The organism is Oricola indica (assembly GCF_965227485.1).
In the GTDB taxonomy this organism is placed as follows: domain Bacteria; phylum Pseudomonadota; class Alphaproteobacteria; order Rhizobiales; family Rhizobiaceae; genus Oricola; species Oricola indica.
Map to the genome: position 1 here is coordinate 4,265,267 of NZ_OZ245747.1, position 12,054 is coordinate 4,277,320.

The 12,054-nt window shown below is 62.3% G+C and carries 10 protein-coding genes and 1 pseudogene; 10 read left to right on the top strand and 1 reads right to left on the bottom strand.

Annotated elements, in window-relative coordinates:
* Positions 1-166 precede the first annotated feature (166 nt).
* The 10 genes and pseudogenes from ACQK2M_RS21145 (at position 167) to ACQK2M_RS21190 (ending at position 11,571) form a co-directional block, all read left to right on the top strand.
* Positions 167-1,984, top strand: a complete 1,818-nt coding sequence (locus tag ACQK2M_RS21145) for an extracellular solute-binding protein (protein ID WP_425419434.1) — start codon at positions 167-169, stop codon at positions 1,982-1,984.
* A 21-nt stretch (positions 1,985-2,005) separates the two neighbouring features.
* Positions 2,006-2,812 (top strand): SDR family NAD(P)-dependent oxidoreductase, encoded by an 807-nt coding sequence (locus ACQK2M_RS21150; protein ID WP_425419435.1) that lies wholly within the window; start codon positions 2,006-2,008, stop codon positions 2,810-2,812.
* Between the two features lie 70 nt (positions 2,813-2,882).
* Positions 2,883-4,184, top strand: a complete 1,302-nt coding sequence (locus ACQK2M_RS21155) for a M24 family metallopeptidase (RefSeq protein WP_425419436.1) — start codon at positions 2,883-2,885, stop codon at positions 4,182-4,184.
* Positions 4,185-4,194: 10 nt separating this feature from the next.
* Positions 4,195-5,199 (top strand): thiamine pyrophosphate-dependent dehydrogenase E1 component subunit alpha, encoded by a 1,005-nt coding sequence (locus tag ACQK2M_RS21160; RefSeq protein ID WP_425419437.1) that lies wholly within the window; start codon positions 4,195-4,197, stop codon positions 5,197-5,199.
* Between the two features lie 10 nt (positions 5,200-5,209).
* On the top strand, positions 5,210-6,208 hold the full coding sequence (locus tag ACQK2M_RS21165) for an alpha-ketoacid dehydrogenase subunit beta (RefSeq protein WP_223476197.1): 999 nt from the start codon (positions 5,210-5,212) through the stop codon (positions 6,206-6,208).
* Positions 6,198-7,517, top strand: coding sequence for a biotin/lipoyl-containing protein (locus ACQK2M_RS21170; protein ID WP_425419438.1), 1,320 nt, complete (start codon positions 6,198-6,200; stop codon positions 7,515-7,517). Before ACQK2M_RS21165 ends, ACQK2M_RS21170 begins: the two co-directional genes overlap by 11 nt.
* A 14-nt stretch (positions 7,518-7,531) precedes the next feature.
* Positions 7,532-8,962 (top strand): NAD-dependent succinate-semialdehyde dehydrogenase, encoded by a 1,431-nt coding sequence (locus ACQK2M_RS21175; protein WP_425419439.1) that lies wholly within the window; start codon positions 7,532-7,534, stop codon positions 8,960-8,962.
* Between the two features lie 10 nt (positions 8,963-8,972).
* Positions 8,973-9,857: a 2-oxo acid dehydrogenase subunit E2 gene (locus ACQK2M_RS21180; RefSeq protein WP_425419440.1), complete on the top strand. Its 885-nt coding sequence runs from the start codon at positions 8,973-8,975 to the stop codon at positions 9,855-9,857.
* 10 nt (positions 9,858-9,867) lie between these two features.
* Entirely contained in the window at positions 9,868-10,635 is a 768-nt protein-coding gene (locus ACQK2M_RS21185; RefSeq protein WP_425419441.1) for an SDR family oxidoreductase, read from the top strand.
* A 174-nt stretch (positions 10,636-10,809) separates the two neighbouring features.
* Positions 10,810-11,571, top strand: a pseudogene (locus ACQK2M_RS21190) (IS5 family transposase).
* Here ACQK2M_RS21190 and ACQK2M_RS21195 read toward each other — a convergent pair.
* The gene (locus ACQK2M_RS21195; protein WP_223476202.1) at positions 11,568-11,990 is read right to left on the bottom strand and encodes an acyl-CoA thioesterase; all 423 of its coding nucleotides are present in this window, start codon (positions 11,988-11,990) and stop codon (positions 11,568-11,570) included. The pseudogene ACQK2M_RS21190 and the gene ACQK2M_RS21195 sit on opposite strands and share 4 nt — an antisense overlap.
* Positions 11,991-12,054: the final 64 nt, after the last annotated feature.

Genomic DNA, 12,054 nt, shown 5'->3' on the forward strand with positions numbered 1-12,054 from the left:
CGGCTTTTCGAATTCCCGACAGCAATGCGGGTAGCAGGAACTTGCGGCTTCCGTCGTTTCTGATCGCCATCAATTATGTCCATTCTGGATACAATGAAATCCAGAATGGATAGAATGCGCATATCGCAACATTCTCATTTTGAACAGTTTGGACGAAGGAGCTGCCATGACCCCCACGACGAAATCCATCTTGGACAATTCGGAAGCGGTGGCTCCCGCGCCCGTAACGCGGCAGCGCAACCCGAACACGAATAATGGAGGCAGGGAAAGGAAAGACCCACCGATTTCGATGCGCGCCCGCGACGAAATCCTCGAGATCATGAACTTTCTCGAAGACTTCGAACTAGAGGTGGAAACAGCGCTCGATCTCGCGACGCCTGATCCCTATTACAAGATGGCGACCTGTCTGATCCGCAACCATCTCGAGGCCAAGCCGGTGACGCCGTCATCGTTGACGGCCGCGGCCGGCGTGCCCTACGCCACGGCCGTGAGGCGGCTGAACGAGATGCAGCAGGCCGGCATTATCGAGCAGCGCCCCCGCACTCGGACCGGCAAGAGCTTCACGTTGCATCCGAGCGCCGAACTCATCGAGCAGTGGCTGCAGATGTGCGGACGCATCAAGCGCCTTGCCGCCAAATCTTTCGGCGGCGACGTCCGCGAGACCAAGACGCGCGACTACTATTTCGGCGGCTCCTATATCTATGGCCAGTCGATCCAGCCGCCGCAGGTGCTGCCAGAGCCCCTGTCGCTTCCTGGCGGATTGCGCATCCTCGTTCACGGCGACCCGACCTTCATGGTCATGGATGCCCTCAAGCGCCAATTCGAACAGGTCATTGGCGTTTCCATCCACCAGCGCGCCTTCTCCATCGACCGATTGCACGAGGAAGCGCTGCGCAACGCCCAGCGCAAGACGAGCCGGTATGATATTATCGCCGTCGATTTACCCTGGATCGGCGAATTCGCCACCCAGGGCGTACTGCTGCCGCTCGACGACGTCATGGACGTCGACAGGCTCGATCCTGGCGATTTCCACACCGCGGGTTGGCGCGCCGCGCATTGGGCGGGCCGTCCCTACGGCGTTCCGGCCCAGACCACGCCGGAGCTCCTGTTCTACCGCCGCGACCTCTTCGCCGAGGCCGGCTTCGAGCCGCCTACGACCACCGAAGCGGTGCTGCGCGCGGCCGAAAAGTTCCATGACCCGGCTCAGGGGCGCTACGGTATCGCCTGGAACGCCGCGCGCGGCACGGCGCTAGGCCACCAGTTCATGATGACATGCGCCGATTTCGGCCAACCCCTTCTCAATCTCGAGGAGATTGCCGGTGGATATGATGCCGACCACCTCGACCGCGCTGATCTGCATCCGACGATCGACAGCGACGGTGCGCTGGAGGCCGCCGAATATCTGCTGGCGCTGGCGCGGTTCTCCCCGCCCGACATATTGTCGATGTCCTGGTACGAGCGCGTTCGCCCCTATGCGGCCGGCAAGATCGCCATGGCCTACGGCTACACACTTCTGGCGCCCTACTTCGAGCTTGATCCGTCATCGCCGGCTTACGGTCAGACTGGCTATCTTCCGCATCCAGCGGGTCCGAGAGGTACTCCGGTTGCACCCGTCGGCGGCTATGTGCTCGGCATACCGTCCAATCTACCCGAGGAACGCTGCGCCGACGCCGCGGAGGCGCTGATCGCCTTCACCTCACCCGAAGCGCAGAAACTCTATGTCCAGAACGGCAGCCGTACCGCGCCGCGATATTCCGTCGGCGCCGATCCCGAGGTCAGCCGGCTGTCGCCGATATTCGAGGCGGTCGACGGCATGTCCTGGCGGGACGAACTGCAGTTCTGGCCGCGGCCGCCGATCCCGCAGATCTCCGACATCATCAAGATTTGCGGCGAGGAGATGCACGACATGCTGCGCGGCATCATCGGACCACGCGAAGCGCTCAAGAAGGCCCAGGCAAGGGCCGAAGAAGCCATGAAAATCTAGAATTCTAAACGGGAGGAACAGATGGATCCGCAAAGGCTCAAGGGAAAGAATATCCTGATCACGGGCGCTGCCCGCGGAATGGGCGCCACCAATGCCGAACATTTCGCTGAACAGGGCGCAAATGTCTGCCTTGGCGACATCGATCTCGATGGCGCCAATGAGACGGCCGAGCGGATCAACAATCGCGGCAATGGCAAGGCGATCGCCGTCAAGTTGGACGTGACCAAGCGCGAGGATAACGCAGCGGCCGTAAGCGCGACCGTCGACGCATTTGGCATGATCAATGTGGGCGTCTTCAATGCGGGCCTGAACAAGCCCCGCTTCTTCATGGACATCGACGAGGACAACTGGGACCTCATCATGAACGTCAACACCAAGGCGATGTGGCTGGGTATGCAGGAGACCGCGAAACAGATGATCGCCCAAGGCTCCCAAGATTATCCCTACAAGCTGATCAATGTCGGTTCCATCGCCTCGCGCAAGCCGCTGATCGACGTGACCGTCTATTGCACCTCGAAATATGGCTGCCTGGCGCTGACCCATTGTGGCGCCGTGGCGCTCGCCGAGCACAACATCACGGTCAACGGCTATGCGCCGGGCGTCGTCGTGACACCGCTCTGGGAACAACTCGACAAGGACCTCATCGACATTGGCTTCAAGGAGCGCCAGGGCCAGGCCTACGAGGACATCGTCGCCAACGAATTGAAGATCAAGCGCGTCTCCTATCCCGACGACATCAAGGGCACTGCCGCTTTCCTGGCCAGCCCAGAGAGCGACTACATGACCGGCCAGATGATCCATATCGACGGCGGCTGGTGCATCCAGTAGCCGACGCGCCCTTCAAACGATTTCCATCACATGACAGCGCGCCCGCCGGGCGTGCAACCGGAGGCATATAATGAACACGACAGCCCTCAATCCGCGCATCCTGCAGCCGGGCGACATCGATCCAAACTGGCGCTGGGACCGGCATATTCCCGCTCTTGGCCATACCGCGGTCGACTTCGAGCGCCGTGTCGATCAAGATCGGCTGCGCCGCTATCGTCTCAGTCGCGCCAAGGACGCACTGAAGAAGTCGGACTGCGGCGCGCTTCTGCTCTTCGACGTCAACAACATCCGCTATGTCTCCGGCACCAAAATCGGTGAGTGGGAGCGCGACAAGATGTGCCGCTTCGCATTGCTGGCCGGCGACGAGGAGCCCTATGTCTGGGACTTTGGTTCGGCCGCCGTCCATCACCGCGAATATTGCGACTGGCTCGATCCCGAACGCATGCGTGCCGGTGTCGTTGGTATGCGCGGCACCATCCCGCCCTCCTTCGGGCTGATGAAGCGGTATGCCGAGGAAATTTATTCTCTTCTCAAGAAGGCCGGCGTCGCCGACATGCCGGTCGGCATCGACTATGCAGAGACGGCGATGTTCTTCGCACTGCAGGAGGCTGGCGTGAAGGTTGTCGACGGCCAGCAGATCATGCTCGGTGCCCGCGAGATCAAGAACATCGACGAGATACAGCTGCTCAACCAGGCCGCCTCGATGGTCGACGGCGTCTACCACATGATCTGGCAGGAACTCAGGCCGGGCATCCGCGAGAGCGACATCGTCGCGATGTCCAACAAGATGCTCTACGAAATGGGTTCCGACGACGTGGAGGCGATCAACGCCATCGCCGGCGAGCGCTGCAACCCGCACCCGCACAACTTCACTGACCGCTATTTCCGGCCCGGCGACCAGGCCTTCTTCGATATCCTGCAATCCTATCAGGGATATCGCACCTGCTACTACCGGACCTTCAATGTCGGCCGCGCCACGCCGTCGCAAACCGATGCCTATGTCCGCTGCCGCGAATGGCTGGATGCTGCGATCCAGCTCATCAAGCCTGGCGTCACGACCGATACCGTCGCCAAGGTCTGGCCGAAGGCGGAGGAATTCGGCTTCCCGGACGAATTGTCGGCTTTCGGCCTCCAGTTTGGTCATGGCCTCGGTCTGGCGTTGCACGAACGGCCGATCATCAGCCGCGCTGTCAGCCTCGACAATCCGATGGAGATCGAGACCGGCATGGTCTTCGCGCTCGAAACCTACTGTCCGGCCTCCGACGGCTATTCGGCAGCGCGCATCGAGGAAGAGGTCGTCGTCACCGACACCGGCTGTCAGGTGATTAGCCTTTTCCCCGCCGAAGAGCTACCGATTTCGCACCGTTATTGAGGACGCCGTCATGGCACCGAAGAAGAAAACCAACACTGAAGACTATCTGCAGATGTACCGGCAGATGGTCCGCATCCGCGCCTTCGAGGACAATGCCAACCAGCTCTATTTGTCCGCGAAGATGCCTGGCCTGACGCATATGTATTCGGGCCAGGAGGCGGTTGCCGTCGGCATCTGCGAGGCGCTGGAGGACACTGACAAGATCACTTCCACCCACCGTGGACACGGCCACTGCGTCGCCAAGGGTGCGGAGTTCAAGGAGATGTTCTGCGAACTGCTTGGCAAGGCGGAAGGCTACTGCCGCGGCAAGGGTGGTTCGATGCATATCGCTGACCAGAGCCATGGCAATCTCGGCGCCAATGCCATCGTCGGCGGTTCCATGGGGATTGCTACCGGAGCTGCTTTCTCGGCGAAACGGCTCGGCACCAAAGACGTCGCCGTCTGCTTCTTCGGCGACGGCGCGACGGCGCAGGGCCTCTGGTATGAGGTCATGAACATGGCCGCGCTCTGGAGCCTGCCGGTCATCTATGCCTGCGAGAACAATGGCTACTCGGAATACACGAAAACCGAAGAGATTGCCGCCGGCTCTCTGACGGCGCGCGCCCAGGCTTTCGGCATTGAGGCGCATTCGGTCGACGGGCAGGACGTTCTCGCCGTCAACGAACTGGCGCAGAAGCTCGTGGCCCGCGCGCGCAAGGGCGAAGGGCCTTTCTTCATCGAACTGAAGACCTACCGCTATCACGGCCACCATGTCGGCGACATCAACCGCGACTATTACCGTTCGAAGGACGAGGAAGCCGAGTGGAAGATTACACGCGATCCTATCGTCAATTTTGGCAAGTGGCTGGAGGCCGAGGGCGTCTTGTCAGCCGACGAACTGGTGGCGATTAATGACGAGATCAAGGCCGACGCGAAAGCCGCGGTCGATTATGCGCTGGACGCCGCCTATACGCCGACAGGTGAGGTCGACATGCACGTCTTTGCCGGCGTCGACCACGCGCTTTCCTATGTCTGAGGAGACTTCCATGTCCCGCGAAATCACGCTGTCGAAAGCCGTCAACGAGGCGATAGCCGAGGAGATGCGGCGCGACCCGGCAATCTTCTTGATCGGCGAGGACGTCGCCGAAGCCGGCACTCCCTTCAAGGTCTTGTCCGGCCTCGTCGAGGAATTCGGGCCGGACCGCATCATCGACACGCCGATATCCGAGCCCGGATTCATGGGCATCGCCGTCGGCGCGGCGATGACCGGCTCGCGGCCGATCGTCGACCTGATGTTTGGCGACTTCCTGTTCCTCGTCATGGACCAGCTCTGTAATCAGGCCGCCAAAACGCATTACATGTCAGGCGGAAAACTCCAGGTGCCGCTGGTGCTCCGCACCAATCTCGGCGCGACGCGCCGTTCCGCCGCACAGCACTCCCAGTCCTTGCACGCCCTCGTCGCGCACATTCCGGGGCTGAAGGTTGCCCTGCCATCCTCCGCCTACGAAGCAAAGGGACTCCTTAAAACGGCGATCCGTGATGACAATCCGGTCGTCATCTTCGAAGACAAGTTGATGTACAACGACAAGGCGCCGGTCCCGGAGGAGGAATACCTAATCCCCTTCGGCGAGGCCGCTGTCTTGCGCGAAGGCCACGAAATCACATTGGTCGCGACATCGTCCATGGTGCAGGTTGCACTTAAGGCGGCCGATTTGCTCGACCGTGACGGCATCTCGGCGGAAGTGATCGATCCGCGAACCATCGTGCCGCTGGACGAGGAAACGATCCTTTCCTCGGTGCGCAAGACCAGCCGCGCCATCGTCATCGACGAGGGACATCAGAATTTCGGCATCACCGGCGAGATCGCCAGCCGGATCAGCGAGAAGGCGTTCTATCATCTCGACGCTCCCGTCGTGCGCATGGGCGCGATGGACGTTCCGGTGCCCTTCTCGCCGGCCCTTGAGGACCTGACCGTACCGACGCCGGAAACGGTCGCGGAAAACGCGCGGCTGAGCGTCCGCGGGGAGCTCTTCCATGCCGCATGAAGTCATCATGCCGGCGCTCGGCATGGCGCAGGAAACCGGGTTGATCCTCGCTTGGCGCAAGGCGCCGGGGGACGCAGTGAAGATCGGCGACGTGTTGATGGAAGTCGAAACCGATAAGGCGGCGATGGAGGTTGAGGCCCAGGCCGAAGGCTACCTGGCCGATATCCGGGCGCGCGAGGGCGAAAACGTGCCGGTTGGCAATGTCATCGCCGTGATCGCCGACGAACCCGGTGCGGTCGCGGCCGGTGAAGAAGCCACGCCTGCGGACGCACCGTCCGACGAGCAGCCCCCCGCGCAGCAGGACGGCAATGAGGTCATCATGCCAGCACTCGGCATGGCGCAGGACACGGGTCTGCTTGTCGCCTGGCACAAGCAGCCGGGCGACGCCGTCGCTGCCGACGACGTCCTGCTGGAGGTAGAAACAGACAAGTCGGTCATGGAGGTCCAGGCCGGTCATGACGGCTATGTCGCAGAATTGCGCGCCGAGGCCGGAGAGAATGTCCCTGTCGGCGACGTGATCGCTGTCATATCAGCTGAAAAACCCGAGGTGCCTGTAAAGCGCAATACCTCTAAAAAGAAGGACGCGAAACCAGAACAACAGGTAACGTCGGCTTCTCCGAAAAATCCTGAAACTTCTCGCCCTGCGCCGAAGCGCGCTGCTTCGCAGCCACCGACAGGGGACCGCATTCTTGCGTCGCCCAAGGCAAAGCGGCTTGCCGCAGAGCGCGGGCTCGACCTCGCCCGATTGGCCACCGACGGCCATCGCCAACCCTATCACGTTGCCGATCTCGATCGTCTCTCCGCCGTGCCCGCGCAGCCCTCCACCGCAACCGCCAACGCCTTCGACCACGTCGAGGCACGCGTCGACAGGAGCGGTTATGACGCGTTCCGTCTGTGGCTGGCGGGCGAAAGTCAAATCGATGATCTTGCTGTGTGGTCAGCCTTTGCGATCGCCACCCTGCGCGCCGCCATTCAATCGGAAAGCCGGCGAATGGTCGCGCAAGCACACCGGCCGCTCCGCCGTCAAAGCGTTCGCTTTTGCGATCCCGACCTTTCCGGCCTGTCCGCCATCGAGGCATCGCAGGACGATCCTGCGCCCGACCTTATCCTGCGGGACTTGACCGGCAGTGCCGTGACCAAGGCGCATTTCGGCGCGCCCGCCGTACCGGCGATCAGCATTTCCGACAGTAACGGCACGTTCGAAATAACACTGGAGTCCCCGGCCGGAATGCTGGAACCGGAAACGGCGCTCGCGATTGTTCATGAAATGGCCGTGCGGCTGGAAGAGCCGCTGCGCCACCTGCTTTGACTGGGAGACACCGAATGGAACATACCGATCTCTACATCGACGGCGAGTGGCGCAAGGGCGCCGCTGGCGAACGTTTCGATGTACTGAACCCGGCGACCGAAGAAGTTCTGGCCTCCGTCGCCTCCGCCGAAATCGCCGACGCCGATGCGGCGCTCGATGCCGCCGAGGCCGCCTTTGCCGACTGGGCTGGCCGCAAGCCGCGCGAACGCGCCGAGGTGTTGCGCAAGGCCTTCGAATTGATGACGGCGCGTCTGGAGGAGTTCGCGCGGTTGATTACGCTGGAAAACGGCAAGGCACGGGCCGACGCCATGGGCGAAGCGACCTACTCCGCCGAGTTCTTCCGTTGGTTCTCCGAAGAGGCCGTGCGCGCCGACGGGTTGATCACCCACGCGCCGGCATCGGGCGCGCGCATCGTCGTCCAGCACAAGCCCGCCGGCATCGCTGTTCTGGTAACGCCGTGGAATTACCCGGCGGCCATGGGCACCCGCAAGATCGCGCCGGCGCTCGCCGCCGGTTGCCCGGTGATCATCAAGCCCGCCTCCGAAACGCCGCTGACGATGCTCGAACTGATGCCGCTTCTGGAGGAAGCAGGCGTGCCCAAGGGGCTTGTTAACGTCCTGCCGTCGAAAAGGAGCGGCGCGCTCGTCGACCACATGCTGCATGATCCGCGTGTGCGCGTGATCTCGTTCACGGGTTCGACAGGCGTCGGTCGCAAGCTACTACATGCCGCCGCCGACCAGGTGCTCAAGCCGGCGATGGAACTCGGCGGCAACGCGCCACTGCTCGTCTTCGAGGATGCCGACATTGACACCGCCGTCGAGGGCGCGACGCTCGCCAAAATGCGCAATCTCGGCGAAGCCTGCACGGCGGCCAATCGCTTCTACGTGCATGAAGAGGTGGCCGAGGCCTTCACGCAGAAATTCACGCAGAAAATGGCCGCCCTGAAAGTCGGCAATGGCCTCGACGCAGGCGTAGATGTCGGCCCTCTGGTCAATGCCGATACGCGCGACAAGGTCGCACATTTCGTCGAGGATGCGGTTGCAAAGGGCGCGGAACTGCGCCTCGGCGGCACCATTCCAAACGGCAAGGGTTTCTTCTACCCACCGACGGTCCTCTTCGGCGTCTCCGAGGACGCCGAATGTATCCATGACGAGATCTTCGGCCCGGTCGCCGCGATCCAGACCTTCGCCGACGAGTCCGACGTCATTCGCCGGGCCAACGACACCGAATACGGTCTCGTCGCCTATGTCTTCACCGAGGACATGAAGCGAGGCATGAAGGTCTGCGAACAGCTTGAATACGGCATGGTCGGCCTCAACCGTGGCCTGGTTTCCGATCCCGCCGCCCCGTTCGGAGGCGTTAAGCAGTCGGGCCTCGGCCGCGAAGGCGGCCACGAGGGCATGCTGGAGTTCATGGAAACCCAATACATTTCCGCAAACTGGTGAGGAGACGCCAATGACAGCCGCCATCGCCAGCCCGTCGACCCGCGCTCTCGCCGGGCGCAAGGGTATAGACATAGACGCTTTGGCCGACGAACTGGGGCGCGAGACGATTGCCAAAGAGGATCTTGACCGCAAGGCAGGCGACAAGCCTTCCGCCGCTGCCGACGGGACGTCATATTGGGACGTTGACCATTCCGCATTCGGTCCGGTCACCGAGGAACCGATGTCGCGCTTCGCGCAGGTCGCCTCGGCTAATCTTGCCGCGGCGCAGGCTTTAATCCCGGCGGTCACCCATCACGACCGCGCCGACATGAGCGCTATCGAAACCTTCCGCGCCACGTTGAAGGAAGAAGGGCGCGCGCGGGGGGGCAAACTGACCGCCCTCGCCTTCCAAGTCAGGGCGCTCGCCCGGACTCTGCGCGACTTTCCTCGCTTCAATGCCTCTCTGTCGCCCGATGGCAAGACGCTGATCATGAAGCACTTCGTTCATATCGGCATCGCAGTCGATACGCCGCGCGGGCTGCTGGTGCCGGTGATCCGGGACGCCGATCGCAAGGGGCTTTGGGCCATTGCCGCTGAGATCGCCGATCTCGCCGGTCGCGCCAAGGACCGAAAAGTGCGGCCGGAAGAGATGGGGGGCGCGTCGATGTCTATCACCAATCTCGGCAGCATCGGCGGCACCGCCTTCACCCCGATCGTCAATCCTCCGGAACTGGCGATCCTCGGCATCACGCGCGCCGAAATCGCACCGGTCTGGGATGGGGATACATTTCAGCCGGTTCCGATGGCGCCGCTGGACCTCTCATACGATCACCGGGTCATCAACGGTGCCGACGCGGCACGGTTTCTCGCCCAGTTCGCGCGGCTTCTCGCCGATCCCCGGCGCATGCTGATCTGAGGAGAATCGCATGTCGAACGGCCCATTCGATCTTTCCGGCAAGACCGCGCTGGTCACCGGTTGCCGTCGCGGCATCGGCCGCGCCATTGCGAACGCTCTCGCAGAGGCCGGCGCGGACATCGTCGGCGTCAGCGCCGGTCTGGAAACACTGGGAAGCGACGTCGAAAGAGATGTGCTGGCGGCCGGCCGGCGTTTCGATGCCTATCGCTGCGACTTTTCCGACCGCGCAGCGTTGCACAGCTTTCTAGAACAACTCGACGAGGACGGTCATTCGATCGATATCCTTGTCAACAATGCCGGCACCATCCGCCGCGCGCCGGCCGCAGAACATTCCGACGAGGATTGGGACCACGTGATCGAGGTCGACCTCTCGGCGCCTTTCGTCCTGACGCGCGAGATCGGCAGGCGCATGATCCAACGCGGCAGCGGCAAGATCGTTTTCGTCGCCTCTGTGCTTTCCTTCCAGGGCGGGATCAACGTGCCGAGCTACGCATCCGCAAAAGCTGGAGTCGCACAACTGACGCGCTCCTTAGCCAATGAGTGGGCGTCGATGGGCATCAACGTCAATGCGGTCGCGCCGGGCTACATCGCTACCGACAACACAGCGGCTCTGCAGGCCGACGACAAACGCAGCGCCGAATTGATGGCGCGTGTTCCTGCCAAACGCTGGGGAGAGCCGGCCGATATCGCCGGCCCGGTCGTGTTCCTCGCGTCCGAGGCCGCAAGTTTCGTGCATGGGTCTATTCTGCCCGTCGACGGCGGCTGGCTCGCGCGATAGCCAAGTATGTTCACGGACGTAAAAAGTGAGATTTCAGTTGGGCCGCTTTGGGTCATGAACTGCCCTCGTAGCTTGGCGGAACGGCGACCGCTTCCGGGTGGAATTCAGACATGCGATCCCGCTTGAGAACAGGTGCCTTGGCCTGATTCAAGCTCCGAAAAAGGAGCCTCCATCATGCGATACGCCCTCAGCGAAACCGAATGGAACATCATCCAGCCGATCCTGCCGAGCAAACCGCGTGGCGTCCCACGCGTTGATGACCGGCGGCTCCTAAATGGCATCTTCCGGGTTCTGCGATCAGGAGCGCCATGATGTGACCTGCCGGAGCGGTATGGTCCCTACACAACTTGCTACAACCGATTTGTCCGGTGGCGCAGGGCGGGCGTGTGGGAAAGGATCATGGAATGCCTCGCCGTCGATCACGACGCAGCGATCCAGATGATCGACACATCCATAATCCGCGTGCACCAGCACGGTGCCTGCGTTACCGGTGGTCCCGCCGAGAGCATCGGCCGCTCGCGTGGCGGGCTCACAACCAAGCTCCACGCTGTCGTGGATGCCATCGGCTTGCCGGTACGGCTCGGTCTCACCTGCGGTCAGGCGCACGACAACCGGCTCTGCTCGACGCTCCTGAGCTCGCTTCAGCCGAACGCGCAGCTCTTGGCCGACCGAGGATACGACGCAGACTGGATCAGGACTTTTATCGCAGTGCGCGGCGCGTGGGCCAACATACCGCCGAAACGAAACAGGACATCGCCGATCTGCTTAAGCAGGCACCTATAGCGGGACCGCAATCGGGTCGAGCGGTTCTTCAACCGGATCAAGCATTGCCGGCGCGTGGCCACCCGTTATGACAAGCTGGCTGCGAACTACCTTGCCTTCATCAAGCTCGTCTGCATCCGCCTGTGGCTACGGGTTAATGAGTCCACGTCCTAGTCGGGCTCGGACAGCATCTTCTCGGCCGTAGCGCGGACCTCGGGCAGGATCGGCATCCCTCGCCGCGCCTTCATGTCGAATTGCGCGGTGACCGATTCCAGTTCGGCGGCGATCTCGCCGGTGTGCAGGTTGCGCATGCGGTAATGCGCGGTCATCGACTTGTTGCCGACGCGGACGACCCGGCCATGGACGATGATCAGCGACCCGGCGCTCAGTTCGGCGAGGAACGTCGTCGTCAGCTTCACGTCGGCGATCCCGATGCCGGATGCGAGATGGTCGGGTGTATAACCGAGCGTGGCGAAGAGGTGATAGGACGCATCGTCGAACATCGCCGTGTAGTGACGCGTCGTCATGTGTCCCATGCTGTCGCACAGCCACGGATGCACGACGCCGCGATAGCATTCGATTTCGGTAGCCAAGGCAGTTCTCCCGTCAGATCGTCACGCGCCCTTATGCGGATTCGGTGCAGGCGAGGCAATGCGC

Excerpts from the sequence above, each read along its gene's own strand:
- ACQK2M_RS21175 (WP_425419439.1), top strand. The coding sequence starts at position 7,532 with ATGGAACATACCGATCTCTACATCGACGGCGAGTGGCGCAAGGGCGCC.
- ACQK2M_RS21180 (WP_425419440.1), top strand. The coding sequence starts at position 8,973 with ATGACAGCCGCCATCGCCAGCCCGTCGACCCGCGCTCTCGCCGGGCGC.
- ACQK2M_RS21160 (WP_425419437.1), top strand. The coding sequence starts at position 4,195 with ATGGCACCGAAGAAGAAAACCAACACTGAAGACTATCTGCAGATGTAC.
- ACQK2M_RS21150 (WP_425419435.1), top strand. The coding sequence starts at position 2,006 with ATGGATCCGCAAAGGCTCAAGGGAAAGAATATCCTGATCACGGGCGCT.
- ACQK2M_RS21185 (WP_425419441.1), top strand. The coding sequence starts at position 9,868 with ATGTCGAACGGCCCATTCGATCTTTCCGGCAAGACCGCGCTGGTCACC.
- ACQK2M_RS21145 (WP_425419434.1), top strand. The coding sequence starts at position 167 with ATGACCCCCACGACGAAATCCATCTTGGACAATTCGGAAGCGGTGGCT.
- ACQK2M_RS21170 (WP_425419438.1), top strand. The coding sequence starts at position 6,198 with ATGCCGCATGAAGTCATCATGCCGGCGCTCGGCATGGCGCAGGAAACC.
- ACQK2M_RS21155 (WP_425419436.1), top strand. The coding sequence starts at position 2,883 with ATGAACACGACAGCCCTCAATCCGCGCATCCTGCAGCCGGGCGACATC.
- ACQK2M_RS21165 (WP_223476197.1), top strand. The coding sequence starts at position 5,210 with ATGTCCCGCGAAATCACGCTGTCGAAAGCCGTCAACGAGGCGATAGCC.